The organism is Symbiopectobacterium sp. Eva_TO, assembly GCF_053848865.1.
On record NZ_JBSPEY010000004.1, the window covers coordinates 1,483,309 to 1,507,825 of the forward strand.

General features: G+C 54.3%; 13 protein-coding genes and 13 pseudogenes. 14 read left to right on the forward strand and 12 right to left on the reverse strand.

Annotation, left to right across the window (positions count from 1 at the left end; translation table 11 throughout):
• Window positions 1-8: 8 nt before the first annotated feature.
• Window positions 9-1,040, reverse strand: a pseudogene (locus ACWWJF_RS09740) (IS630 family transposase).
• A gap of 99 nt (window positions 1,041-1,139) precedes the next feature.
• Between ACWWJF_RS09740 and ACWWJF_RS09745 the strand changes: the two are divergent.
• Window positions 1,140-1,373 (forward strand): annotated as a pseudogene (locus ACWWJF_RS09745) (tRNA glutamyl-Q(34) synthetase GluQRS); the annotation flags it as partial.
• Window positions 1,374-1,596: 223 nt separating this feature from the next.
• Here the strand turns inward: ACWWJF_RS09745 and ACWWJF_RS09750 are convergent.
• Window positions 1,597-2,312, reverse strand: a pseudogene (locus ACWWJF_RS09750) (IS5 family transposase); the annotation flags it as partial.
• 79 nt (window positions 2,313-2,391) lie between these two features.
• Here ACWWJF_RS09750 and ACWWJF_RS09755 point away from each other — a divergent pair.
• On the forward strand, window positions 2,392-2,631 hold the full coding sequence (locus ACWWJF_RS09755) for a hypothetical protein (RefSeq protein ID WP_455868475.1): 240 nt from the start codon (window positions 2,392-2,394) through the stop codon (window positions 2,629-2,631).
• Here the strand turns inward: ACWWJF_RS09755 and ACWWJF_RS09760 are convergent.
• Window positions 2,578-2,799 (reverse strand): annotated as a pseudogene (locus ACWWJF_RS09760) (transposase); the annotation flags it as partial. The gene ACWWJF_RS09755 and the pseudogene ACWWJF_RS09760 sit on opposite strands and share 54 nt — an antisense overlap.
• 128 nt (window positions 2,800-2,927) lie before the next feature.
• Here ACWWJF_RS09760 and ACWWJF_RS09765 point away from each other — a divergent pair.
• On the forward strand, window positions 2,928-4,259 hold the full coding sequence (locus ACWWJF_RS09765) for an IS4 family transposase (RefSeq protein WP_455869312.1): 1,332 nt from the start codon (window positions 2,928-2,930) through the stop codon (window positions 4,257-4,259).
• 7 nt (window positions 4,260-4,266) lie between these two features.
• Here ACWWJF_RS09765 and ACWWJF_RS09770 read toward each other — a convergent pair.
• A pseudogene (locus ACWWJF_RS09770) lies at window positions 4,267-4,446 on the reverse strand (transposase); the annotation flags it as partial.
• Window positions 4,447-4,459: 13 nt separating this feature from the next.
• Window positions 4,460-5,628 (reverse strand): IS3 family transposase gene (locus ACWWJF_RS09775; protein ID WP_455869309.1). Its coding sequence is split into 2 segments (ribosomal slippage): window positions 4,460-5,373 and window positions 5,373-5,628, totalling 1,170 coding nucleotides; the frame shifts between segments, so codons are not numbered across the junction.
• A gap of 72 nt (window positions 5,629-5,700) precedes the next feature.
• On the opposite strand from ACWWJF_RS09775, the pseudogene ACWWJF_RS09780 reads away from it, so the two are divergent.
• The 4 genes and pseudogenes from ACWWJF_RS09780 to ACWWJF_RS09795 form a co-directional block, all read left to right on the forward strand.
• Window positions 5,701-5,814 (forward strand): annotated as a pseudogene (locus ACWWJF_RS09780) (Fe3+-hydroxamate ABC transporter ATP-binding protein FhuC); the annotation flags it as partial.
• A 2-nt stretch (window positions 5,815-5,816) separates the two neighbouring features.
• Window positions 5,817-6,730 (forward strand): annotated as a pseudogene (gene fhuD / locus ACWWJF_RS09785) (Fe(3+)-hydroxamate ABC transporter substrate-binding protein FhuD).
• Complete coding sequence (gene fhuB / locus ACWWJF_RS09790; RefSeq protein WP_455869313.1) at window positions 6,714-8,702, forward strand: Fe(3+)-hydroxamate ABC transporter permease FhuB; 1,989 nt, start codon at window positions 6,714-6,716, stop codon at window positions 8,700-8,702. Before fhuD ends, fhuB begins: the two are co-directional and overlap by 17 nt.
• A 211-nt stretch (window positions 8,703-8,913) precedes the next feature.
• Window positions 8,914-9,528: a TonB-dependent receptor plug domain-containing protein gene (locus tag ACWWJF_RS09795; RefSeq protein ID WP_455869314.1), complete on the forward strand. Its 615-nt coding sequence runs from the start codon at window positions 8,914-8,916 to the stop codon at window positions 9,526-9,528.
• 221 nt (window positions 9,529-9,749) lie between these two features.
• Here the strand turns inward: ACWWJF_RS09795 and ACWWJF_RS09800 are convergent.
• Window positions 9,750-11,080 (reverse strand): annotated as a pseudogene (locus ACWWJF_RS09800) (IS4 family transposase).
• A gap of 260 nt (window positions 11,081-11,340) precedes the next feature.
• On the opposite strand from ACWWJF_RS09800, the pseudogene ACWWJF_RS09805 reads away from it, so the two are divergent.
• Window positions 11,341-12,579 (forward strand): annotated as a pseudogene (locus ACWWJF_RS09805) (TonB-dependent receptor domain-containing protein).
• A 48-nt stretch (window positions 12,580-12,627) separates the two neighbouring features.
• Here the strand turns inward: ACWWJF_RS09805 and hemL are convergent.
• Window positions 12,628-13,908 (reverse strand): glutamate-1-semialdehyde 2,1-aminomutase, encoded by a 1,281-nt coding sequence (gene hemL / locus ACWWJF_RS09810; protein ID WP_455869315.1) that lies wholly within the window; start codon window positions 13,906-13,908, stop codon window positions 12,628-12,630.
• A 208-nt stretch (window positions 13,909-14,116) separates the two neighbouring features.
• On the opposite strand from hemL, the pseudogene clcA reads away from it, so the two are divergent.
• Together clcA and erpA are read left to right on the forward strand one after the other, a co-directional pair.
• Window positions 14,117-15,465, forward strand: a pseudogene (gene clcA, locus ACWWJF_RS09815) (H(+)/Cl(-) exchange transporter ClcA).
• Between the two features lie 92 nt (window positions 15,466-15,557).
• A complete protein-coding gene (erpA, locus tag ACWWJF_RS09820; RefSeq protein WP_222157826.1) occupies window positions 15,558-15,905 on the forward strand; it encodes an iron-sulfur cluster insertion protein ErpA in 348 nt (115 codons plus the stop codon).
• An 85-nt stretch (window positions 15,906-15,990) separates the two neighbouring features.
• Here the strand turns inward: erpA and ACWWJF_RS09825 are convergent, their stop codons facing one another.
• The 3 genes from ACWWJF_RS09825 to mtnN form a co-directional block, all read right to left on the reverse strand.
• On the reverse strand, window positions 15,991-16,248 hold the full coding sequence (locus ACWWJF_RS09825) for a hypothetical protein (protein WP_455869316.1): 258 nt from the start codon (window positions 16,246-16,248) through the stop codon (window positions 15,991-15,993).
• 179 nt (window positions 16,249-16,427) lie between these two features.
• Entirely contained in the window at window positions 16,428-17,249 is an 822-nt protein-coding gene (btuF, locus tag ACWWJF_RS09830; protein WP_455869317.1) for a vitamin B12 ABC transporter substrate-binding protein BtuF, read from the reverse strand.
• Window positions 17,249-17,950 (reverse strand): 5'-methylthioadenosine/S-adenosylhomocysteine nucleosidase, encoded by a 702-nt coding sequence (mtnN, locus tag ACWWJF_RS09835; protein WP_455869318.1) that lies wholly within the window; start codon window positions 17,948-17,950, stop codon window positions 17,249-17,251. Before mtnN ends, btuF begins: the two co-directional genes overlap by 1 nt.
• 129 nt (window positions 17,951-18,079) lie before the next feature.
• On the opposite strand from mtnN, the gene dgt reads away from it, so the two are divergent.
• Complete coding sequence (gene dgt, locus ACWWJF_RS09840) at window positions 18,080-19,591, forward strand: dGTPase (protein ID WP_455869319.1); 1,512 nt, start codon at window positions 18,080-18,082, stop codon at window positions 19,589-19,591.
• Window positions 19,592-19,793: 202 nt separating this feature from the next.
• Entirely contained in the window at window positions 19,794-21,227 is a 1,434-nt protein-coding gene (gene degP / locus ACWWJF_RS09845; protein ID WP_455869320.1) for a serine endoprotease DegP, read from the forward strand.
• A gap of 183 nt (window positions 21,228-21,410) precedes the next feature.
• Here degP and ACWWJF_RS09850 read toward each other — a convergent pair.
• Window positions 21,411-22,105, reverse strand: a protein-coding gene (locus ACWWJF_RS09850) for an IS1 family transposase (protein WP_455869321.1) whose coding sequence is annotated in 2 segments (ribosomal slippage) — window positions 21,411-21,862 and window positions 21,862-22,105 — 696 coding nt in all. Because the reading frame shifts where the segments join, the coding sequence is not laid out codon by codon here.
• 102 nt (window positions 22,106-22,207) lie between these two features.
• On the opposite strand from ACWWJF_RS09850, the pseudogene ACWWJF_RS09855 reads away from it, so the two are divergent.
• Window positions 22,208-22,582 (forward strand): annotated as a pseudogene (locus ACWWJF_RS09855) (sugar diacid recognition domain-containing protein); the annotation flags it as partial.
• Here the strand turns inward: ACWWJF_RS09855 and ACWWJF_RS09860 are convergent.
• Window positions 22,577-23,421: pseudogene (locus ACWWJF_RS09860) on the reverse strand (IS5 family transposase). The pseudogenes ACWWJF_RS09855 and ACWWJF_RS09860 sit on opposite strands and share 6 nt — an antisense overlap.
• 55 nt (window positions 23,422-23,476) lie before the next feature.
• Here ACWWJF_RS09860 and ACWWJF_RS09865 point away from each other — a divergent pair.
• Window positions 23,477-24,283 (forward strand): annotated as a pseudogene (locus ACWWJF_RS09865) (helix-turn-helix domain-containing protein); the annotation flags it as partial.
• Window positions 24,284-24,517 lie beyond the last annotated feature (234 nt).

The window sequence follows — 24,517 nt, forward strand, 5'->3', positions numbered from 1 at the left end:
TAATACCGCTACACTTTTGCCTGTCCATGTTTTCCACTGGGAAACGGGCTGACGGTTTCCATGAAGCGGCGAACCTTGTTCAGTCACTGCCACATTGAACAGCATTGATGATTGCGGGTAATGGTTTCATGCAACGCCTGCCATAACCGCTCTACATGATTTACCCATGGTGAGTACACCGGCTGATAAATAACCCTGAATTTCGGGTTTTCTTCCAGCCAGCGCTGCGTCTCCCGGCTTTTGTGAATAATGTAGTTATCAACTATCAGCGTGAGCGTTTTTGCCCGTCTGTACGTTGCTCTCAGATGCCCTAACATACTGATAAACAAACACGAACTTTTACTGTTTCCTCCAACATCGCTGACTTTTCCCGTCCCGCTGTGTAATGCACCCGCCAGATAATATTTCTCGTTCTGGCCCGGCGTCACGATGCGTTTCTGCTTCCCGCGAACCTGCCAGTCCGCGCCAATTTTGGGATTCAGATGAATATCCACTTCGTCTTCGTAAAAGACGGGATGTTCCGCGCTGCATTGTTCCAGCGCCATCGCGATGGCCTCCATTTTTTCTTCCTTATGCGGGTCGCGGATACGCAGCGTAGGAGCTGCGCGTCGCCACACCAGACCGGCAGAAGGCAGCCAACGGCGCACCGTGGAAGCATGCAACTGGCAACCGGTTATATCATTGATTTTTATCGCTAGCAGTTCCGTGCTCCAGCGCGAACGCTGATAGCCAAAATCATGAGGGGAACGCTTTACGAGCTGGATTAACAGTGCGCAGATCTGTTCAAACGGCCAGCGACGGCCACGACCGGGCCGCAGAGATTTGAGGCCTTCAATGCCGTACAGGGTGAGCCAGTTAATCCATCTGCCGATTGACGAACGGGCGCAGCAAAGCATTCTGGCGACATCGCTCACGCGCTCGCCCCGGTGCAACATCAGGATGGCGGTCAGCCTGCGGGCGTGATTCTTGTCACGCGTTTTATGGAGAGTTTTCTTCATCAGGCGTCGTTCGTTACGGGGTATCGGTGCTATGCTCGACATCGCTCAGTCCGGTTGATGATTTGGGATCTTTATCGATTGATCAGATCGCTCAACTCGGACTGAGTTCCCTTCAGGTGATCTACTATTCGGAACAGTTATTTAGGCTATCTGGTACCGGATTACATCCATTTACCGCTGGCGCTCAACGCGCAGGGAAATAAGCTTTCCAAGCAGAACCACGCACCAGCGCTACCGGATGGCGATCCGCGTCCGGTACTGTTAAGTGCGCTGCGCTTTCTTAATCAGCCGGTGCCGGAGCATTGGCAGGACATGGCGTTGCCGCTCCTTTTACAGTGGGCCGTTAGCCGTTGGTCACTCGCGTCTATATCCTAAATAATTAGAGTTGCAGGAAGACGGCAAACGAATTACAAATCAGTCTGGAACAGATTTGAACAGCGCTCGCGCTGGCCCGCAGGGGGAATCTCAGGGATGAGATTCCTCAATCCCGATGAGCTTACTCAAGTAAATGATTCGGGTAAAAGAATGTGGCCAACGCACCTGCGGCGGCTTTGTTGAATAAATCAGAACTTGTAACGACTGTGCCCCAGATCGATTGTTACGTGATGCGAATACTGTTCGGCATTCCTAATAGCGTGATCCGGTTAAGCGCTTTGACCATCGCCATGGCTTCACCCACCTGAGCATCGTAGTCACGCAGACTTAGATGACCACCCAGAAGCGTTTTGAACCGGAATATGGCCGTTTCAGCCACTGAGCGTCGGTGATAGCCCACTTTCTTTTTCCAGGTATCGTTGCTGCCGCTCAGGCGCTGATTTGCAACAGCGTGGTTACGCTCGTGGTAGTGGTCCGGCCAATATTGGCCCCCCTTCGCGGCGGGATAAGCGGCCTTATTTTCTTCCTCAGCAGAGCATCATGGCAGTAACCTGTATCGTAAGCGCCGTCAGCCGATGCCTCTCTGATTTTCCGGTGGGTCTGGTTTATCAGTGCTGGTAGAGCCTGGGCATCATTCGTACCACTGAGCGACAAATCCGCACAGATAATCTCATGCGTCGCACTGTCTACTGCCAGATGCAGCTTACGCCACACCCTGCGTCTGTCGGCACCATGCTGCCGGACTTTCCATTCGCCTTCGCCAAAGACCTTCAGGCCGGTTCCATCAATGACCAGATGTGAGATTTCACCACGGGTTGGCGTTTTTATGCTGATGTTCACTGTCTTTGCTCGCTTGCTGAGCAGCGAATAGTCTGGACAATGCAGCGACAATTTAATCAGTTTAAAAATCGAGTCAACAAAACCCTGTAAAGCCCTCAATGAATCTATGGTCACCCCCATTTTTGCAACACTGATCTTTGATTAATGGAGGGCTTGCTTAAATCTATCCGGCGTCTTTATGGCCAAGGATGCCCGCGCCACGATGAGTTTCGCACCTGATATTCCTAAAAAGGCCATCGGCTTCATTGAGCCATTTTCATTTTTTGGTTTTATATCAGGCCGTCAGGCCGTTCATGTCATCAATAATCAGTCTTCGCAAAACCAGATGGGTAACTTCGTTAAATTGCTGACTGTTAGACCAGCATTACTGTTCAAACACGGTATTTCGTGTCGTTATTGCCCAAGCTATTCGAGCTAATTTATTTGCTAATGCACAGCACACAACGCAAGAATGTTTCCTGCCCAACTGAGACCTTACCCAATCAGCTAATCTCCCTGATTGATGGTCAATTCTTAGGATAAATACCCGCGCACATTGAACAAGCAATCGGCGAAGGTTTTTATCTCCACGCTTGCTAATACCCACCTCGTTATACACAAGTCCGCAACGCCTTATATGCCAAGGGTTAGCGGGCTGAGGCTGAAATAGGCAGCCGGTGGGGTTGTAAATGAAGTGAAACCGACGTGTACTATCGCCATTTACGGCGCTGAAAAATGACACGGGATTCAGATGGCTGGGCACACCAAGAACTGGAAGGGGTAAATCTTGGTGACACGAGGCTCAATAAGCGCGCCAAAGGGCTTTTGATACGGCTGGCTGAGAATCCGCAAGCCAGCATTCCGCATGCGTGCCTCGGATGGCCTGAGACGCTGGGTGCTTACCGCTTCATGGAGAACCAAGCATTCGAATGGCGAGACATTCTGCAACCTCACTGGCAGCGTACGCAGGAAAGGATCCGAGAACACGAGGTTGTGCTGTGTATCCAAGACACTACCGAGCTTGACTTCAACGGGCAGCAAATCCAAGGCTTGGGTCCCTTGAACTACGAAGCCAGGCGTGGTCTGTACCTGCATCCGACCTACGCGGTCAGTCCGGATCGCGTGGGGTTGGGCGTACTGGATGCGTGGATGTGGGCAAGAGAGCCGAAGGATGCAGACGGAAAACGCGATGGGCTCAAGGAGAGTACGCGCTGGCTCGAGGGATACGAGCGAGTTGCTGAACTCGCCTCGGAGTTGCCAAACACACGTCTGGTGTACTTAGCCGATCTCGAAGCGGATATCAAGGCGTTGATGCAGCTCGCTGATGACCTTGGCACTCCGGCTGACTGGTTGATCCGCTCGACTCATAATCGCAGTCTGGACTGTAATGAGAAGCTTTGGCAGAAGGTTGGAAAGACCGTGCCGGTGGGAGAAATCCAATTCGTTATGGCGGCTCGCGCGGGGCAGAAGGCGCGTACGGTGAAACAGGCGCTGCGCGTGAAGCGAGTGTCGCTGCGTTGCGGGTTGGCAGTGACTTGTGTGATAGCCAAGGAAATTGAGCCGCCAGCAGGCGTGAAGCCGGTCGAGTGGCGGTTGCTGAGCAATCGCGTACCTGAAGGACGAGAAGATATCGTGGAGCTGATCGACTGGTATCGGGCTAGATGGAAAATCGAGATGTTCTTCAATGTGCTGAAGAACGGCTGCTGTGTCGAAGCGTTACAGTTATCGACCGTGGATCGCATTGAGCGGGCATTGGCGCTGTTCATGATCGTGGCATGGCGCATCGCCTATTTAATGCGTATGGGACGAACCTGTCCAGAGCTGGACGCAATGTTGTTCTTTGATTCCGACGAGACTCATGGAGCTTACCTACTGATGAACAAGCGTATGCCCAAGGGCCGCCCTAAGCTAAACGAAGTATTGCGCTTAGTTGCGCAACTGGGAGGCTTTCTTGCTCGAAAAGGCGACGGTGAACCAGGCGCAAAAACTATCAGGAAAGGCTTGCAGAAAGTCATGACGGCCGCCGAAACGCTACGCGCGCTCAGGCACGAACAGAGATGTGTATAACGAGGTGGCTAATACCCAGCAGAGTATTCTTCCCTCCAGTACTGTATTGGCGGGGTACAAGACCGGTGGAAGCGGCAAAATTACGACTGTTTTCATATTGCTTGCCATCGCCTAACTGTGATGACAAAACGCTGGCTGTTATCGGTCCAACACCAGGGATGGTCATTAAATGCTGGCCAGTTTCATCTAGAGTGTAGTGGTCAACTAATATTGGCCACCGCATTAGACTGTATGTAGAACAGTCGCTCAGATTCGTTTGGAGTTAAGCCGCCGTTATACCAGTGAGGCCGGATAGCGCTGTAATACCCCGTGATGTAGCGGATAATCGCGTCCTGGGCTTCGCTGAAGCTGTTGTAACCCTTTGTCGGCACCCATTCTGTCTTCAGGCTGCGGAAGAACCGCTCCATTGGCGCATTATCCCAGCAGTTACCCCGCCGACTCATACTCTGCTTTATCCGGCAGCGCCACAGGGCTTGCCGGTATTGACGGCTGGTATAGTGGCTGCCCTGGTCGCTGTGGAACATGACTCCTGTTGGTTGTCCCCGGAGTTCCCAGGCCATCTGCAACGCTTTAACTGTCAGCGCCGAGTCCGGCGACGTCGACATGGCCCAGCCCACCGGTTTGCGGGCGAACAGATCTAGCACCACCGCAAGGTAAGCCCAGCATTTGCCCGTCCAGATGTAGGTCACATCGCCGCACCAGACCTGATCCGGCGCGTTAACCGCGAACTGGCGGTTGAGATAGTTCGGTATTTCAACGTGTTCATTGCCGCCGCGTTTGTATTTGTGAGCCGGTCGCTGGCAGCTGGCGATACCCAGCTCCTTCATCAGCTTGCCAGCCAGCCAGCGCCCCATGTTGACACCGGAGCTGCCGGTGACGATGGTCGCGATACTTCGAGCGCCGGCAGAGCCGCCGCTGGCGTTCCAGGCTTCCATGACGCGGCTACACTTAACCACGCGCTCACCGTCGGGTTCATTAGCGGAAGCCTGCCAGTGCCTGTAGCTGCTGCGATGTACCTCAAAAGTTTGGCACAACGCCGTGACCGGGTATCGCGCCCTCAGCCTGTCGACTACCGTGAACCGTTGAGTGAGTCCGACATTAAGAGCGCCGTAGCCTTTTTTAGGATTTCGTTCTCCATTTCAAGGCATTGGACTTTTTTCTTCATCTCACGCAGCTCGAGCTGTTCAGGGGTAAGAGGAAGTCCCGTTGGCGTTTTTCCCTGTCGTTCAAGGCGAAGCTTATTGACCCAGCGACTAATGGCAGAATGGCTGACATTAACCGCCTCTGCGGCCTTAACGTATGTGTAGCCGTGGTCGACAACCAGCTTTGCGGCTTCGAGCTTAAATTCCGCCGTAAAATGTTTACCCATGAGGTCACCTGTCGTGTTGATGAGGTGAGCATATCACCTCCGCTCAGGTGGCCAGTATCAGTGTGCCACTACAAGGGGACGCCTGATGCCATCATGACGCCGCAGGTGCTTGAAGCGGTGTACGGCATCCCGATGGGGCTCCTGCCGCACCCTGGCGGCGGTTCGCCAGTAAGCTTTGTGTGCTAAAGATGGCTTTGTTATCCCATCGTATCAATTACGATCGCCGTCGCCTGCTGACGGCGCTGTTGCTTTCCCCTCTGTGCTGTTCCGCCTGGGCAAAAATCGAGATTCCGCCAGACCTGCGGCGCATCGTGGCGCTCGAGTGGTTGCCTGCTGAACTGCTGCTGGCGCTGGGCGTTATGCCGCTGGGGGGGCTGAAATCCCGAATTACCGGCTATGGGTTGCGGAGCCACAACTGCCCGAGTCGGTGATTGATGTCGGCTTCCGTACTGAACCCAATATGGAACTGTTGGCGCAGTTGCGGCCTTCGTTGATGCTTTACTCTGCGGGCTATGGTCCGTCGGTGGAGAAAATGTTGCGCATTGCTCCGACCATGGGATTTAGCTTTAACAACGACGTCGGACGGCCGCTGACCATGGCAAAAGCGTCACTGCGCCAACTGGCGCAGCGGTTAGCCATCCCCGACGCTGCCGAACAGCATCTGGACACCTTCTCAGCCTTTATGCAGCAGGCTAGGGTACAGTTGCAGCCCTACACCCGTCGTCCACTGTTGCTGTTCTCTTTTATCGACAGCACGCACGTTTTGATTATCGCGAAGAACAGCCTGTTTCAGGAAGTGATGGATGAACTCGGCATTGAAAATGCCTGGCGTGAAGAAACCAGCTTCTGGGGCAGAGTGGTGGTGGGCGTTGAGCGCCTGGCGGACATTCAGGATGCCAACGCCATCTGTTTTGGTCACGGTGACGAGGCCATGATGGCACAGGTGGAACGCAGCCCGTTATGGCAGGCTTTGCCGTTTGTGCGCCAGCAACGCTGGCAGCGTGTACCAGCGGTGTGGCTGTATGGCAGCACGCTGTCTGCAATGCGTTTTTGTCAGGTATTGCAGGATGCTCTGGAGGCTCATCATGACGCCAACGCCTAAGCGCTCTGGCGCGGTGCTGATTGTGGTCGGCATGCTGGCGGTGCTGCTGTTGATGATGGCCATCAATCTGCGCCACGCATTGCCGGTAGCGACATGGTGGCAGGCTGTCACCAACCCCGAAACGGATGACTTGCGCCAGCTGCTGTTCCATTACAGCCTGTTACCGCGCGTGGCGCTCTCGCTGCTGGTCGGCGCGGGGCTAGGGCTGGCGGGGCTGCTGTTTCAGCAGGTGCTGCGCAATCCGCTCGCGGAACCGGCTACGCTGGGCATTGCCACCGGTGCTCAGTTCGGGGTGACGGTTGCAACCTTATGGATGCTGCCGGGCGGCGACGTCGCGCAGCAGTGGATGGCGATGGCTGGCGCGCTCGGTATCGGCGTACTGGTGTTTGGCCTCTCGTGGGGCAAGCAGATGTCGCCAATCACGTTGCTGCTTGCTGGCCTGGTGCTGAGTTTTTACTGTGCTGCCGTCAATCAATTGCTGGTGCTGTTTAACCATCAGCAGCTACAGAATCTGTTTTTGTGGAGCAGCGGCATGCTGAACCAGCAGGATTGGAGCCGCGTGGCGTTTCTATTTCCCCGATTGCTGGTGTGTTTTGCGCTGGCGTTGTTGCTGTTGCGTCCATTGACGCTGTTGGGACTGGATGATGGCGTGGCGCGTAATTTGGGATTAGGCCTGATGTTGGCGCGCTTAACCACGCTTGGTGTTGCGATTTTTCTCAGTGCACAACTGGTTAACGTGGCGGGGATTATCGGCTTTGTTGGCCTGTTTGCCCCGTTGCTGGCCTGCATGCTGGGTGCTCGTCGCTTGTGGCAACGGCTCTGGCTGGCTACATTGCTGGGGGCGTTGCTGCTGGGATTGACCGATCAAACTGTGCTGTGGCTGACCCGCGTCTGGCGTGAAGTGCCGACGGGAGCGGCGACGGCGCTGATTGGTGCCCCACTGCTGCTTCGGCTGCTGCCGCGCTTACGCACCACGCACCAGCCTGCGTTGGCGCCAGCCGGAGACATTAACGCCGTGGCCCCCCGCTGTGGACGCTGGCTGTTGGCAGGGATAATACTGTTGCTGGGCGCTTTGGCGATAGCGCTGATGCTGGGTAAAGGCGCACAAGGCTGGCAATGGAGTCGCGGTGAGGAACTGGCGCAATTGTTGCCCTGGCGTTGGCCGCGGGCGGTGGCGGCATTGACGGCGGGCATGATGTTGGCGATGGCAGGTACACTGATCCAGAAACTGACGGCCAACCCGATGGGCAGCCCGGAGGTGTTAGGTATCAGCGTGGGGGCGGCGACCGGGGTTATTCTGTTGCTGTTCCTGATGTCGGGAGACACCAGCGCATGGCAGTTGCCAGCGGGCAGCGCGGGGGCGGCGTTGACACTGTTGGTGATGATCACTATCTCCAGCCGCGGTGGGTTTTCCACGCAGCGCATGCTATTGGCGGGGATTGCTCTGAGCACGGCATTTTCCACCGTGCTTACGCTGCTGCTGGCGAGCGGCGATCCGCGCATGAGCGGTGTAATCACCTGGATTTCTGGGTCGACATACGGCGTTGAGTCTGAACAGGCAATCAACACCGCAGGAGTGGCACTGGTGCTAGCCCTTATTGTGCCAGTGTGCCAAAGTTGGCTGCGTATTTTGCCGTTGGGTAGCGTGACCGCCCAGGCGTTAGGCGTTGCTGTCACGCCAGTGCGCTTGCTGATTTTGCTGTTGGCATCGGTGTTGACCGCGATGGCAACCCTGACGGTGGGACCGCTTAGCTTTGTCGGGCTGATGGCTCCACATCTGGCGCGCATGATGGGGTTCTCCCGCGTGATCCCTCAACTTTGCTGTTCCGCACTGATTGGCGGCATATTGATGCTGTTGGCCGATTGGGCGGGCCGCATGATCCTGTTTCCTAATCAGGTGCCTGCTGGTCTGCTGGCGACCTTTATCGGCGCGCCTTACTTTATTTATCTGCTGCGTAAGCAAGCCCATTAACGACCTGTTGGCAGGGAAAACCTTGCCAACAGGTAAACCCTAATTACATATTAAATACAAATCATTATCAATATGATTCCTATTATCTAATATTATGTATGCTCAATAATTAGATTTGTGCCTCAGGGACACGACCATCGTCGGGCGTTAAACCGATTATAGCCAGGTAAAGCGCTATCGTGTCAGCATGATGCACGCTTAAGGGATCGTTATGAAAGGAAAGATGTTTGGCTGCGCGAAGCCGGTTCAGGCAATGGAATCGGTAAGCAGCTTTTCTGTTTTGGCGCTGTGTGTGGGCGCTGCACAATCTGCCTCATCATCGGGTAAAAAGAGTGGCGACACGCTGGTGGTCACCGCCACCGGGGGCGCAGCAGGGCAGGATGTGCCCGGCGACTACAGCACTAAACTGACCACGGCGGGGACGCGCCTGCTGTTAAGTCCGCGTGATATTCCGCAATCCATTACCATCGTGAATAAACAGCGCATGCAGGATCAGAACCTGCAAACGGTGGGTGACGTGTTGGATAACGTGGTGAGCATCACCGGCAACTATACTGACAGTGAGCGTACCGGCTACTATGCGCGCGGTTTCTACATCAACAATTTCGTCATTGATGATATTCCCACTTCGGTATCCGAAGCCTGGAACTTTGGTGACGCGCTGGGAGATACCGCGATCTACGAGCGCATTGAAGTGGTGCGCGGTGCCAACGGCCTGCTGACCGGTACCGGTAATCCATCTGCAACGGTGAATATGGTGCGTAAACACGCCACCAGCAAAGAAGTTACCGGCAATGTTTCCGCCCAGTTACGGTTCGTGGAATAACCAACGCTATGTGACCGATCTTTCCGCACCATTGACCGAATCCGGCAGCGTGCGTGGGCGAATTATTGCCGGCTATTAGGATCAGGATAGCTGGCTCGATCGCTACCATAAGCGCAAAAAATTTATTTCCGGCATTGTCGATGCGGATCTGGCTAATAATTCCACGCTGTCATTCGGCTACGATTATCAGGAAAGCAAAACCCCCGGTTCAACCCACCTCGTTATACACATCTCTGTTCGTGCCTGAGCGCGCGTAGCGTTTCGGCGGCCGTCATGACTTTCTGCAAGCCTTTCCAGATAGTTTTTGCGCCTGGTTCACCGTCGCCTTTTCGAGCAAGAAAGCCTCCCAGTTGCGCAACTAAGCGCAATACTTCGTTTAGCTTAGGGCGGCCCTTGGGCATACGCTTGTTCATCAGTAGGTAAGCTCCATGAGTCTCGTCGGAATCAAAGAACAACATTGCGTCCAGCTCTGGACAGGTTCGTCCCATACGCATTAAATAGGCGATGCGCCATGCCACGATCATGAACAGCGCCAATGCCCGCTCAATGCGATCCACGGTCGATAACTGTAACGCTTCGACACAGCAGCCGTTCTTCAGCACATTGAAGAACATCTCGATTTCCCATCTGCCCGATACCAGTCGATCAGCTCCACGATATCTTCTCGTCCTTCAGGTACGCGATTGCTCAGCAACCGCCACTCGACCGGCTTCACGCCTGCTGGCGGCTCAATTTCCTTGGCTATCACACAAGTCACTGCCAACCCGCAACGCAGCGACACTCGCTTCACGCGCAGCGCCTGTTTCACCGTACGCGCCTTCTGCCCCGCGCGAGCCGCCATAACGAATTGGATTTCTCCCACCGGCACGGTCTTTCCAACCTTCTGCCAAAGCTTCTCATTACAGTCCAGACTGCGATTATGAGTCGAGCGGATCAACCAGTCAGCCGGAGTGCCAAGGTCATCAGCGAGCTGCATCAACGCCTTGATATCCGCTTCGCGATCGGCTAAGTACACCAGACGTGTGTTTGGCAACTCCGAGGCGAGTTCAGCAACTCGCTCGTATCCCTCGAGCCAGCGCGTACTCTCCTTGATCCCATCGCGTTTTCCGTCTGCATCCTTCGGCTCTCTTGCCCACATCCACGCATCCAGTACGCCCAACCCCACGCGATCCGGACTGACCGCGTAGGTCGGATGCAGATACAGACCACGCCTGGCTTCGTAGTTCAAGGGACCCAAGCCTTGGATTTGCTGCCCGTTGAAGTCAAGCTCGGTAGTGTCTTGGATACACAGCACAACCTCGTGTTCTCGGATCCTTTCCTGCGTACGCTGCCAGTGAGGTTGCAGAATGTCTCGCCATTCGAATGCTTGGTTCTCCATGAAGCGGTAAGCACCCAGCGTCTCAGACCATCCGAGGCACGCATGCGGAATGCTGGCTTGCGGATTCTCAGCCAGCCGTATCAAAAGCCCTTTGGCACGCTTATTGAGCCTCGTGTCACCAAGATTTACCCCTTCCAGTTCTTGGTGTGCCCAGCCATCTGAATCCCGTGTCATTTTTCAGCGCCGTAAATGGCGATAGTACACGTCGGTTTCACTTCATTTACAACCCCACTGGCTGCCTATTTCAGCCCGCTAACCCTTGGCATATAAGGCGTTGCGGACTTGTGTATAACGAGGTGGGTTCAACCTGGGGCGGCTTACCGACCTGGTTCAGTAACGGCAACCGTACTAACTTCGATCACAGCTTCAATCCCGCCCCAAACTGGGCCTATTACAATATCGAGACCAACAAGGTCTTCGCCTAGTTCAGCCATATGTTTGATAATGGCTGGGACTGGCATATCAACACCACTCATGCGGAAACCAAGTTTGATGACAAACTGATGTACGCTTCGCCTTATGGAACGACTGATCCTGCCACATCAGGGGTCTTTCCCGATCAAACCACTGGCGTGGGCTTGGCGGGTGGCGCTGGCTGGTTTACCGGCACACGCAAACTGGACGCACTGGAAACCTACGTGCGCGGTCCGTTCGAACTGCTGGGGCGTCAGCATGAGCTGGTTACCGGGGTGGGATTCAGTCGCCAACGCAACTACTACTACGCTTCTAACGATGCAGTGACGGTTGCTTATATGGGCAATTACTACAACTGGAACGGCAGTGTGCCGGAACCGAACTGGCAGGTGCAGACCAAAAGTTCGGATGATACCGTGCATCAAAGGTCGGTCTACAGTGCGGCCCGTTTCTCGCTGGCCGATCCATTGGCGCTGGTGGCCGGTGCGCGCTATACCGAATGGAGCACGGGCGGTATGACCTCCAGCTTCAGCAAAGATAAGGTGTCGCCCTATGCCGGGTTGATTTACGACATCAACGACACCCTCTCGGCCTATGTCAGCTACACCTCCATTTTCCAGCCGCAAGATAACCGGAGTGTTAACGGCAACTACCTGGCCCCGATTGAAGGCAAAAACTATGAAACCGGTTTGAAATCCGACTGGCTTGATGGCCGTCTGACGGCATCCATGGCGTTGTTCCGCATTGAGCAGGATAATCTGGCGCAGACCGATGGCAGCAACAAGGTCAAGGGGTAGAGCGATCAGGCTTACTACGGTGCGCAAGGGGTGACCAGTAAAGGTGTCGAACTGGAACTGAACGGTGCCCTGACTGATAACTGGCAGATGACGTTCGGTGCCGCACGTTACGTTGCCAAGGACGCGGCGGATAATCGGGTGAACAGCCAGCTACCGCAAACCTCGTTGAAGTGGTTTACGCGCTACCAGTTGCCAATGTTGCCGGAACTGACGCTGGGCGGTGGGGTAAACTGGCAGAACGGCACCTTTGTGGATACCTCGGGGCCGAAGGGTGCTGAGCGAGTGCATCAGGGAAGCTACCCGTTGGTTAACCTGTTTGGCCGCTACCAGATCAACAAACAGTTGGCGGTGCAGGCCAACGTCGACAATCTGCTGGATAAGCGCTATTACAGCGCCCTCAGTGACAACTATGCCTATGGCGCGCCGCGCAGCGTGTCCATGAGTGTGAATTACAACTTCTGATGCGCAGACGCCCCGATCGCACGATCGGGGCGTTTCTTTTGGTCGCAATTACAGCTGGGCAAAACAGCGACGTGCTGCCGCGATGGTGTTCTCAATATCCTGCTGGCTGTGCGCCAGTGACATAAAGCCCGCTTCAAACGCTGACGGAGCCAGATAAACGCCTTCGGCCAGCATCAGGTGGAAGAAACGCTTAAAGCGCTCCACATCGCACTGCGTCACATCCTGATAGTACGTCACGCTCGGTGCGTCAGTGAAAAACAGACCGAACATACCGCCCACGTGATTCACCACCAGAGGAATGTGCTGCGCTTTGGCCGCCGCTTCCAACCCCTGTGCCAACTGCGTGGTCAATGCGGTGAGCGTGTCGTGCACGCCGGGTTTAGCCACTTCGCTCAGGCAGGCAAAACCCGCTGCCATGGCAATCGGGTTACCGGACAGCGTTCCCGCCTGATACACCGGGCCGGTTGGGGCCAGCGCTTGCATCACATCACGCCGTCCGCCAAAAGCACCCACGGGCATACCGCCGCCAATGATTTTCCCCAGACAAGTCAGGTCGGGCACTACGCCGTAGTGCGCTTGTGCGCCGCCCAATGCCACGCGAAAACCCGTCATCACTTCGTCAATGATCAGCAGCGCACCAAATTCATCGCACAGTGCGCGTAATCCCGGCAGAAACTCTGGCAGTGGCGGAATACAGTTCATGTTGCCTGCCACCGGCTCAACGATAATCACTGCAATGTCATCAGGGTATTGCTCGAAAGCCTGACGAACTGACTCCACATCGTTATAGGTGCAGGTCAGCGTGTGGCGGGCAAAATCGGCGGGTACGCCGGGGGAATTAGGCTGGCCCAGCGTCAATGCGCCTGATCCGGCCTTGACCAGCAGGCAGTCCGCGTGGCCGTGATAGCAGCCCTCAAACTTGATGATTTTGTCTCGGCCCGTGAAGCCGCGCGCCAGACGAATGGCGCTCATGGTAGCTTCGGTACCAGAATTTACCATGCGCACCATATCCATCGACGGCACCAGCGAGGTCACCAACCGAGCCATGTGCACTTCCATTTCAGTTGGCGCACCAAAGCTCAATCCGCGCTCTGCGGCGGCGATCACCGCCTGACGAATGGCGGGATGGTTATGCCCCAGCACCATGGGGCCCCAGGAACCGACATAATCGATATAGGCGTTACCGTCTGCATCGTAGATATGTGATCCTTCCACCCGCTCAATAAACAACGGCACGCCGCCGACGCCGTTGAACGCGCGCACCGGCGAGTTGACGCCACCGGGAATAAGCTGCTGTGCCGCAGCGTAGAGACTTTCTGATTTATTCATGGAAAGGATCCTGAAAAGAGAGCGGAGTTTTGCCTATTGTAAACAACGCTGTCGCGTTATCAAATTTGCGTCATTGATGTAAGAGGAGGAGAGAGGCGTTATGTGATGGATGGGCGTATACTGTACCGCTTAAGTATTAGCTGCTTTGGTTTATCCTGTGACGACTTCCCGAGATATTTCCCTGATTGAGGTGCGCCGTGCTGCGATTATGCAATTCCTGCGCCGTGATAAAACGCCGGTAATCATTCTGGTGCTGGCGGCCCTGGTGGGGACGTTGGTCGGTCTGGTTGGGGTGGCCTTTGAGAAAGGGGTGAGTGCGCTGCAAGCACTTCGTTTTGAAATGGTGACGCAGTGGGCGCCTGCTGAGTGGCGCTGGCCGCTGGCGTTTCTCCTCTCTGGGCTGATGGCTGCCGGGGGATATTATCTGGTGCGTTGTTTTGCGCCGGAGGCGCGGGGTGCTCGGGGATTCCGGAGATTGAAGGCGCATTGGAGGATCTTCGCCCGGTACGCTGGTGGCGCGTATTGCCAGTGAAGTTCTTCGGTGGCTTGGGAACACTTGGCGCTGGCATGGTGTTGGGCAGGGAAGGGCCAACGGTGCAACTCGGCGGCAACGTGGGCGGGATGATCGCGGATTTGTTGTCGGCCAAACGCGCAGACGTGCGTCATTCTCTGTTGGCAACCGGTGCGGCAGCCGGGTTGTCAGCGGCGTTCAACGCCCCGTTGGCCGGGATCTTGTTCATTATTGAATAGATGCGGCCGCAGTTTCGCTACAACCTGATCTCTATCAAAGCCGTGTTTATTGGCGTCATCATGTCCAGCGTGGTGTTTCGGGTGTTTAACGGTGAAGCGGCGGTTATCCACGTTGGCACACTGCCCGATGCCCCGGTCAACACACTATGGTGTTATCTGCTGTTAGGCATAGTGTTTGGTGCGGTTGGCGTGGTGTTTAACCGACTGGTATTAGGGACGCAGGCGCTGTTTTTACGTTTTCATGGGCAGAGTCTAACGCGCTTTATTCTGGTCGGGATGTTAGCCGGTGGGCTGTGTGGTGTGCTTTCGCTGGCATTCAGCGACGTTTCCGGCGGCGGTTTTGCCATCATTCCTGATGTAACGGCGGCGCACTACAGCGTGGGCATGCTGCTGCTGATATTTTTGTTGCGGGTGGTGCTGACGCTGTTGTGTTTTGGTTCTGGCGCACCCGGCGGGATCTTTGCGCCGATGCTGGCGTTGGGCACCGTGCTAGGCGGTGCTTACGGGCTGATATTGCACGGCGTATTCCCTGACTATGCATTAGGTGCTGGCACCTTTGCCACTGCAGGAATGGGCGCGTTGTTTGTGGCTTCAGTACGCGCCCCACTGACCGGAATTGTGCTGGTGCTGGAAATGACGGATAACTATCCGTTGATTTTGCCCATGATCATCACCTGCCTGGGGGCGACGTTAATGGCGCAGTTTTTAGGCGGACAACCGTTATACTCTGCCATTCTGGCTCGAACGCTGCAACGGCAAAATGCGTTAGAGCAGCGTGCGGAAAATGAACGCAAGGCCAAACCTTGAACCTTGTTTCCCGCTGTTGGATAATGAGCGTATGATTGGGATAAGGCAAACGGCGTGCGCCGCCCAATAAAAGACAAGCTGGGAATACGACAATGAGCGATGAAGTAATGGCTGTGCCGCTGCAATTCACTGATGCGGCCGCAAAAAAGGTGAAAGTCCTGATTGCTGATGAAGAGAACCCGGAGCTGAAACTTCGCGTCTACATCACCGGGGGCGGCTGTAGCGGCTTCCAATACGGTTTCACTTTCGACGATAAAATTAACGACGGTGACATGACCATTGAGAAACAGGGCGTGGCGCTGGTGGTAGACCCGATGAGTCTGCAATATCTGGTCGGTGGTTCGGTGGATTACACGGAAGGTCTGGAAGGTTCGCGTTTCGTGGTCACTAACCCGAATGCGAAAAGCACCTGCGGCTGCGGCTCTTCTTTCAGTATCTGATTATCCTACCGCTGATATCGAAAAAAAACCGCGTTTTTCAACGCGGTTTTTTGTTTTAACGGGCCAAGTAAACCAACCTGCGCCATCACCACTCAATCGTGATCAGCCGCTGTTCCTGATGGGTTACCGTGCGAGCTCCTGCGCTTAGCGATGTTTGCGTAATCTTTGGCATGAGCGCTTTTGCATTCGGGCATTCCACGCGGGCGGTGGCTGCGTTTTCCTTGACCTCACAGACAGCAACCACGTTTAGCCCTACATTGATTTGCCCGCTGGTGCTTGCCGCATAAGCCGTATTGCAGGCCTGCATCAACAGGCCCGCGTTAAGCAGACTTATTTTTATCACTTTTCTACCTGGTGTTAAAAAGAACCGTTACCGGTTCAGTGCACAAATGTGCGTTATCAAATCGTTATGTTTTGGTTTGTATACGGTTATATTTTAACCGTTGGCGGCATGATAACCTGTTTTTATCTGGATGAAAAGCGTGCGGTCATGCCTGCATGGGGCAGGCATGACGCCGTGATTTACTGGGCGGGGAGGGCGGCGAGTTGCTGACAAATGTACTGGGCTGCAAGCAGCATGCGCGGGCTGCTGCGATTAAACCAATCGTCGTCTACCGTAATAATTGGCACGGACAACTGCGGCGACCAGAAATCACGCGTGGCGGCCGCATCGGCAGCGGTGCCCGTCGTAATGATCACCTGTGGGTTGCGCCGCAATACCTGCTCACGACTTACCTGCGGCCAGGGCACTTTGCTGTCGTCGAAAACATTGACGCCGCCACACAGGGTGAGCACCTGGTTTTGCAACGACTGCTTGCCTGACGTAAACAGCGGGTGTGTACCAAATTGCAGAAATACCTGATGTTTTGACGCATGGGCGTAGCGTGCTTTCAAATCAGCCAACTGCTGGCGAAAAGTCTGCGCATTTTGTTGCGCAACCTCTGGGTGTGCGCTGTATTGCCCAAGCTGCTCCAGTATGATCGGTATTGCCTCCAGCGAGGTGGGATCCAGATACAACACCGGGATGCCAAAGGCAGAGAGTTGCTCAAGCGGTCGCTGTGGGTTCCCTTCACGCCAGGCCAGAACCAAATCCGGCTTTAAGGCCAACACCCGTTCCAGATTGATACCTTGCCAGGACGCAACCTGTTCTCTCTGTTGCGCCTCGGGTGGGTAGTTTGACCAGGCACTCACGCCAATCACCTGATCGCCCATGCCAGCGGCGAAGGCCAACTCCGTAGCGTGAGGAGCCAGACTGATAATGCGCTGGGCGACAGCATCCGCGCTGACCCGTCCGGCCATGAGCAGACACAGTATTGCCAGAAGTGTGAGCCCGCGAACGCGCATCAGGCTTTTCCGGCGAGCTCTTGCAACATGGCGCTCACCATGCGTGACGATTGCTGGGCCGCCACGGCCAGAAACTCGTCAAAACTCAGGTGCGAGGCTTTGTCAGCCACATCGGAGATGGCGCGTACTACGACGAAAGGCACACCAAACTGATGGCAAACGTGAGCGATTGCCGTGGCTTCCATTTCGACCGCGACGGCCTGTGGGAAGGTGTGACGGATGCGAGCCAGCGGTTCGGCACCGTTGATAAACGCATCACCACTGACAATCAGTCCCTGAACCGCATTCAATTGCAGAGACACAATGGCGCGCTCGGCCAACGCAATAAGGGATGTATCGGCGGGAAACGCCGCCGGGCAACCGGCCATCTGGCCCGCTTCATAACCGAAGGCGGTGACATCGGCATCGTGATAGCGCGCTTCACTGGATACCACGATATCGCCGACGTTCGGGGTCGCTGCCAGACCGCCCGCAGAACCGGTGTTGATAACGATGTCAGGGCGGGTATGTTCCAACAGCAGCGTGGTGCCCATCGCCGCGGAAACCTTACCAATGCCGGATTTTAACAGCGCCACTTCGACACCGTTCAGCCACCCGCTGTAGATTTCGCATCCGGCGCGTGCGAAGGTACTGAGGTTTTCGATGCGATCGCGCAGGATCGTCACTTCTTGTTCCATGGCCCCGATGATGCCGACTTTCATAAGATTCCCCACAAAATTTCGAATAGTATTTCGAATAGTTAGCCGTAGTCTGTGTTGTGTAGTCTATCATGGCTAACGGGGTGAAATGGAACCCAGGCGTGATTTTGGCGGCGGTAAAGGGGGAAGGGGATGTCCGATATCGATTTTTCAAAGAAATTCAGCGTTCAGCGGCCTCTGAGCAAACCGATCACAGCGGAGAGCGAATATGACATCGTCCGCCTGTTCGAAAGTGATAGGGGGCGTATCATCAACTCTGCCGCGATCCGCCGTTTACAACAGAAGACGCAGGTATTTCCGCTGGAGCGTAACGCCGCCGTGCGTTCGCGGCTGACACACTCTATGGAAGTGCAGCAGATCGGTCGCTACATCGCCAAAGATATTCTGGTGCGAATAAAAGGTGAAAACCGACTGGACGCCCTTGGACTGTCTCTGTGGCAGACGCCCTTTGAAAGCATGGTAGAAATGGCCTGCCTGATGCATGACATCGGCAACCCGCCCTTTGGCCATTTTGGTGAATCCGCTATCAATAACTGGTTTAGAAAACGGTTGGATGCCACTTATATTCAGGATGACGCATTGTCGCGTGATGATGCTTGTCAGGTTGAAGCCCTGCGGCTGAAAGGCGATGCGCATGATGTATTGCGGCGTCAGGTGCGACAGGATCTCAGCCATTTCGAAGGCAATGCACAAGCGATTCGTTTGGTGCATACGTTGCTTAAACTGAATCTCACCTACAGCCAGGTCGGCTGTATTCTCAAATATACCCGGCCAGCGTATTGGGTAGGCGAGGTGCCCGATACCTACCGCTATCTGATGAAAAAGCCGGGCTATTACCTTTCTGAACAGGATTTTGTTACCGATTTGCGTCATGAATTGTCGCTGGAAGAATACCATCGCTTTCCGCTCACCTACATCATGGAAGCCGCGGACGACATCTCTTACTGCGTCGCCGATCTGGAGGATGCGGTAGAAAAAGAGATCCTTACCACCGACCAGCTTTATCTGTACCTACGCCAAACCTGGGGCACGGTCGATCCCTCGGATCTGTTTGCCAAAACCGTAGAGCAGGCTTATGAAAGTCGAAAACGGCACCGCTGGCGCAGCACCGACGATCAATTTTTTATGCAGTTGCGTGTCAATACGGTGGCTAAGCTGGTGCCTTACGCGACGCATCGTTTTATCAAAAATTTGCCTGCGATTTACGCTGGCGCTTTTGATGAGGCGCTGCTGGAAGACAAGGGCGCACAGGCCAAACTGTTGCGGGTGTTCAAAGAGGTAGCGCGTAAGTATGTGTTTAATAACGCAGAAGTCGAAAAGCTGGAACTGCAAGGCTATCGCGTGATCGGGGGATTATTGGACATCTATCACCCGCTGCTGGAAATGTCTTATGACGCGTTCAGCCAAATGGTGAATGACGATACGCATCCGCACTATCCCATAGAAACCCGGCTCTACCACAAGCTTTCCAGCAAACATTGCCTGGCCTATCGTGAAGCCACGCTCCAACTCTCTGCACTGTCTTGTGAGGAACAGGAGATTTGGGAATACTATTATCGGGCGCGATTGATTCAAGATTATATCAGTGGAATGACAGATCTTTACGCTTACGACGAGTATCGGCGGCTGATGGCGGCGGAATAACAATTTATGTAAAGCGGCTCCATACTTGCTTACGTTTGGGCCAGCGCGCGGCGATGAACTTTGTGCTTTCTTGTTTATCTGATATAGCGCGAACGCCAATTGAGCCTGTTTACGAGCCCGCCAGCGCGACATTGAGAGGGTGTGATGGTAAACAGGTTCGGCGACGTGGGATTCACCTGTTGATACGACGAGATAAGAGATCATGAAAAGAAAATCATTGGTTCTGAGTGCATTGGCGCTGAGCCTGGCAATGAGCATGGGGCACGTCTTTGCGGCGACTGAGGCGGTAGTATCGACATCCAGCCAGATGCCAAGTCTGGCTCCGATGCTTGAGAAAGTGATGCCTTCCGTCGTCAGCATCTCCATTGAAGGGCATACCGACGTCAAGCGCAGCAATATTCTGCAGCAGATGCAGCCTTTCTTCGGTGAGAATTCGCCGTTCTGTCAGGAGGGGTCACCCTTCCAAAACTCCCCGATTTGCCAGGGGGCTGAAGACGAAGGGGAAGAGGGCGCACCCGCAAAACGTGAGAACTTCCAGGCATTAGGCTCTGGTGTGGTGATCAACGCGGAGAAAGGCTATGTGGTAACCAATAACCACGTAGTCGACAACGCGGACAAGATTCAGGTACGGCTTTACGATGGGCGTAAGTATGATGCCAAAGTGATTGGCAAAGACCCGCGTACCGACGTTGCGTTGATTCAACTGATTGATTTTAAAAATCTGACTGCCATCAAGATCGCCGATTCCGATCAGTTACGGGTGGGTGACTATACCGTGGCGATCGGCAACCCCTACGGCTTAGGGCAAACGGCGACGTCCGGTATTGTTTCGGCGTTAGGGCGCAGCGGGCTGAATATCGAGAATTATGAAAACTTTATCCAGACCGATGCCGCGATCAACCGAGGCAACTCGGGCGGGGCGCTGGTTAACCTTAATGGTGAGCTTATCGGTCTGAACACCGCGATTCTGGCACCGGATGGTGGAAACATCGGTATTGGTTTTGCTATTCCGAGCAACATGGTGAAAAACCTGACCGCGCAATTGGTTGAGTTTGGCGACGTGAAACGCGGCGAACTGGGTATTACCGGTACTGAGCTCAATTCCGATCTGGCGCAAGCTATGAAAGTGAATGCTCAGCGCGGGGCATTTGTCAGCCAGGTCAGGCCGAAATCCGCTGCTGACGAAGCCGGTATCAAAGCCGGTGACGTCATTTTGACGCTGAACGATAAACCGATCAGCAGCTTTGCAGCACTGCGCGCCCAGGTTGGTTCCTTACCCGTCGGTAGCAAGGTCAAGCTGGGGCTGCTGCGTGAAGGCAAACCGTTAACGGTAGAAGTGACCTTGCAGCAGGCAAACCAGACACAGGTCGACTCGGGTAATCTTTACACCGGCATCAGCGGCGCATCGCTCAGCAATACCGAAATCGACGGCCAGAAAGGCGTGAAAGTGGACGAGGTGAAAGCTGGATCGGCGGCCGCGAAAATCGGCTTGAAGAAGGATGACGTTATCCTCGGTGTGAACCAGCAGCCGGTGCAGAATCTGGGTGAACTGCGTAAAATTCTGGACAGCAAGCCTCCGGTGTTAGCGCTGAACGTGCTGCGTGGCAATGCTACGATTTATCTGTTGGCACAATAAACGGTAGTCATTTCAGACTGAAAGGAGCGTATCAGGTACGCTCCTTTTTTATTTTCCCCTTAGCCATCCGCCTCCTCGTTATTATTTTGTGATACTTCCCGCAATTCTAAGGAATTGGGTCAATGTTTGTGAAATCGCACAATGTCCAGCTTTCAGGGCAACGTTATGAGGTAATGACTCCAATTAGTAGAACATGTGTTTTTCGATGAAGGCTCCGATGACTTTTTCGTGGATCTCGACGGAGCGCGAGAAGCAAATCGTTTTACGCGCCAGTCGTTTAATGCGGGTACGGAGCGTCAGGTTATTGCGTTCTATGCGTTGCGTGAAGATCTTGCCAGTCAGATGTTTCTGCTTCGGAACCTCTCTTGCATAGCTGCCCCAGTTGTCACTGGTAATCATGCCGATGTTGAACGGTGTCAACAGAGCCAGCAATTCACGGCAGGTCTCATCGGTTCGGGGGCCAAAAGTGTAGGCCAGAACACCGCCCGTTTTGGTATTGTAAGCGTACCAGAGCCAGTGCTGTAGCGCCTTACTGCCAACGAAGCTCCATTGCTCATCAAGTTCACAGATAAGGGCGACGTCGGCGTGAGCAACGGGAGAAGACGTTATCCTGCGGGGCGAGAGCTTTTTAAAGCCCGGATGACCGTATTGATGCCGATTTTCAACGTTCTGGCGGTATCGCGAACACCGGCACCGTTGAAGGCCATATCAACGATCTGCTCTTTGACTCCCGGCTTTCGCGCTTCATAGCGGTAGGTAAGCTGGGATACACGGCGACAGCACTGACACCGGAAGCGTTCGCGCTTAGTTGGACTAAGGCCATGTCGATAAACTTTATCTGAATGGCAGCGAGGGCAATGAACAAAAACAGTAACCACGTGGAAAACTCAAATAGCGGCAGAATATCACAAAAGCCAACTATTTTAAGGCATTACCCGTTATGATAGTGCAATTTTCACTTTCTCTTACCAGGGGCGGGAATGGCGTCATATCACCTCAGCGCAAAGCTTGCGCAGGATATCGTTGCGCGCACAATGCAAATTATTGATAGCAATATCAACGTGATGGATGCCCGAGGGCGAATCATCGGCAGTGGCGATCGAGAACGCGTGGGCGAACTGCACGAAGGGGCGCTATTGGCTTTGTCACAGGGGCGTGTCGTCGATATCGATGATGCGGTTGCCCGTCATCTGCACGGGGTGCGGCCTGGTATCAACTTGCCGCTACGTATTGACGGTGAAATCGTCGGCGTAATCGGCCTGACCGGTAACCCCGCCCATTTGCGCCAGTTTGGTGAACTGGTGTGCATGACCGCAGAGATGATGCTGGAGCAGGCTAGGCTGTGTCCCTTAATTACATAACCTCTGGTAAAACAGGCGGATGCAGCCCAGTTTCAACATTGCCAGATAATTCCTCTCCGTTTTGTCGTAACGTGTCGCAATGCGACGGTATTCTTTCAGACGGCCAAAGCACCGCTCAACAACGTTCCGATTGCGGTAGGCGTCACGATCGAGCTTTGAACGACCATCCACCGCCATTTTTTCAGTGGATTTTCGGGGGATGACAGTTTTTATACCTCTGTTTTTCAGCTCGTTACGTAATACATGCCCGGAGTACGCCTTGTCAGCGAGTACCGCATGACCACGGCGTTTCATACTGCCGTTCTGGCGTTGAACACCAATACCTTCCAAAAGACGTAGTGCAAACTGACTTTCATGAGCCTGACCGGGGCTCAACACGATGTTTAACGGAAGACCACTTCCGTCTGTAGCCATATGGATTTTGGTGCCAAAACCACCTCGAGAGCGACCCAGACCATTATCTCCGGTGATATCGGGATGTTTTTTTGAGCACCGGCAGCACATTTCAGCGCCCTGATATTGCTACCATCCAGCGCAGTCGCTGACCAGTCCACGAGGCCATGGGCATCAAGTGATGAAAGTAACTTATTGAAAATAATGTTAATGACTCCCGATTTTGACCATCGGTTAAAGCGGTTATAAACGGTTTTCCATGGGCCGTATCGCTCAGGTAAATCACGCCATGGGGCACCAGAGCACAGCCTCCAGAACATGCCATTGATAATCATGCGATGCTCAGCCTATGGGCGTCCGGCCTGTGGTGTTGCTGGTTCAGCAGGGAGTAAGGGCTGGATGATAGCCCATGCTTCATCGGGAAGGTCGTAGCGAGCCATAGTTCAAAATGATGTAGAAACAAACAGTTAGTATAACTCATGGGATTAAGGGACACAGCCTAGGCTGCTGCACATGTTGGCGCAGGATAGCCGTCTGCGTGAAGAACTGGTGCTAAACCTGATTCGCACGGACGAACTGTCACCCGCGCTGATGGAGTGGGCACAACGTCTGGGGATCGATCTCAATACGCCGCGTGTGGTGGCCGTTGTCGAGGTGGATAGCGGCCAATTGGGCGTGGACAGTGCGATGGCAGAATTGCAGCAGTTGCAAACGCTGTTGACCACGCCTGAGCGCAACAACCTGATCGCTATTGTGTCTCTGACTGAAATGGTGGTGCTGAAACCCGCGCTGAACAGCCATGGTCGTTGGGATGCCGAAGAGCATCGACGTCGCGTAGATAACCTGTTCTCCCGCATGACCGAGAGCGGCCGCCTGCGGGTACGGATGGCGTTGGGTAACTACTTTACCGGGCCGGGCAGCATTGCGCGTTCTTATCGTACTGCGCGTACCACCATGGGCGTTGGGAAACAGCGGATGCCCAGTCAGCGTTGCTACTACTATCAGGATTTAATGCTGCCAGCGTTGCTCGATAGTCTGCGCGGTGGCTGGCAGGCCAATGAGCTGGTTCGGCCATTGGCAAAACTGAAAGCAATGGACGGCAATGGTTTGTTGCGACGTACGCTTAACGCCTGGTTTCGCAATAACGTTCAGCCGGGCGCTACGGCTAAGGCGCTGTTTATCCATCGCAATACGCTTGAATATCGCCTGAACCGTATTTCCGAACTGACCGGGCTGGATTTGGGCAACTTTGACGATCGTTTGCTACTCTATGTGGCACTGCAACTCGATGAAGAAGAATAATTTGCTCTCTGATTGATCCAAGGGGCCGATGGCCCCTTTTTGCTGTCTGCCAGCCGGTAATCTGCTTAGATTTAAAAAACTGAATAGGCTCAAAGAATATAACGCGAGAGCATAAATTATCGCGAAACAATATTTTTGCCCCCACCCCCTATCCTCTATTGTCACTCTATGTTGTGAGCCCATTGCCCGCACCACGCCAAACACACTACACAAATTACGAAAAATGTTGAGGGA

Excerpts from the sequence above, each read along its gene's own strand:
- btuF (WP_455869317.1), bottom strand. The coding sequence starts at position 17,249 with ATGCGCGTTCGCGGGCTCACACTTCTGGCAATACTGTGTCTGCTCATG.
- erpA (WP_222157826.1), top strand. The coding sequence starts at position 15,558 with ATGAGCGATGAAGTAATGGCTGTGCCGCTGCAATTCACTGATGCGGCC.
- ACWWJF_RS09755 (WP_455868475.1), top strand. The coding sequence starts at position 2,392 with ATGGCCAAGGATGCCCGCGCCACGATGAGTTTCGCACCTGATATTCCT.
- ACWWJF_RS09795 (WP_455869314.1), top strand. The coding sequence starts at position 8,914 with ATGAAAGGAAAGATGTTTGGCTGCGCGAAGCCGGTTCAGGCAATGGAA.
- degP (WP_455869320.1), top strand. The coding sequence starts at position 19,794 with ATGAAAAGAAAATCATTGGTTCTGAGTGCATTGGCGCTGAGCCTGGCA.
- ACWWJF_RS09765 (WP_455869312.1), top strand. The coding sequence starts at position 2,928 with ATGACACGGGATTCAGATGGCTGGGCACACCAAGAACTGGAAGGGGTA.
- dgt (WP_455869319.1), top strand. The coding sequence starts at position 18,080 with ATGTCCGATATCGATTTTTCAAAGAAATTCAGCGTTCAGCGGCCTCTG.
- mtnN (WP_455869318.1), bottom strand. The coding sequence starts at position 17,950 with ATGAAAGTCGGCATCATCGGGGCCATGGAACAAGAAGTGACGATCCTG.
- hemL (WP_455869315.1), bottom strand. The coding sequence starts at position 13,908 with ATGAATAAATCAGAAAGTCTCTACGCTGCGGCACAGCAGCTTATTCCC.
- fhuB (WP_455869313.1), top strand. The coding sequence starts at position 6,714 with ATGACGCCAACGCCTAAGCGCTCTGGCGCGGTGCTGATTGTGGTCGGC.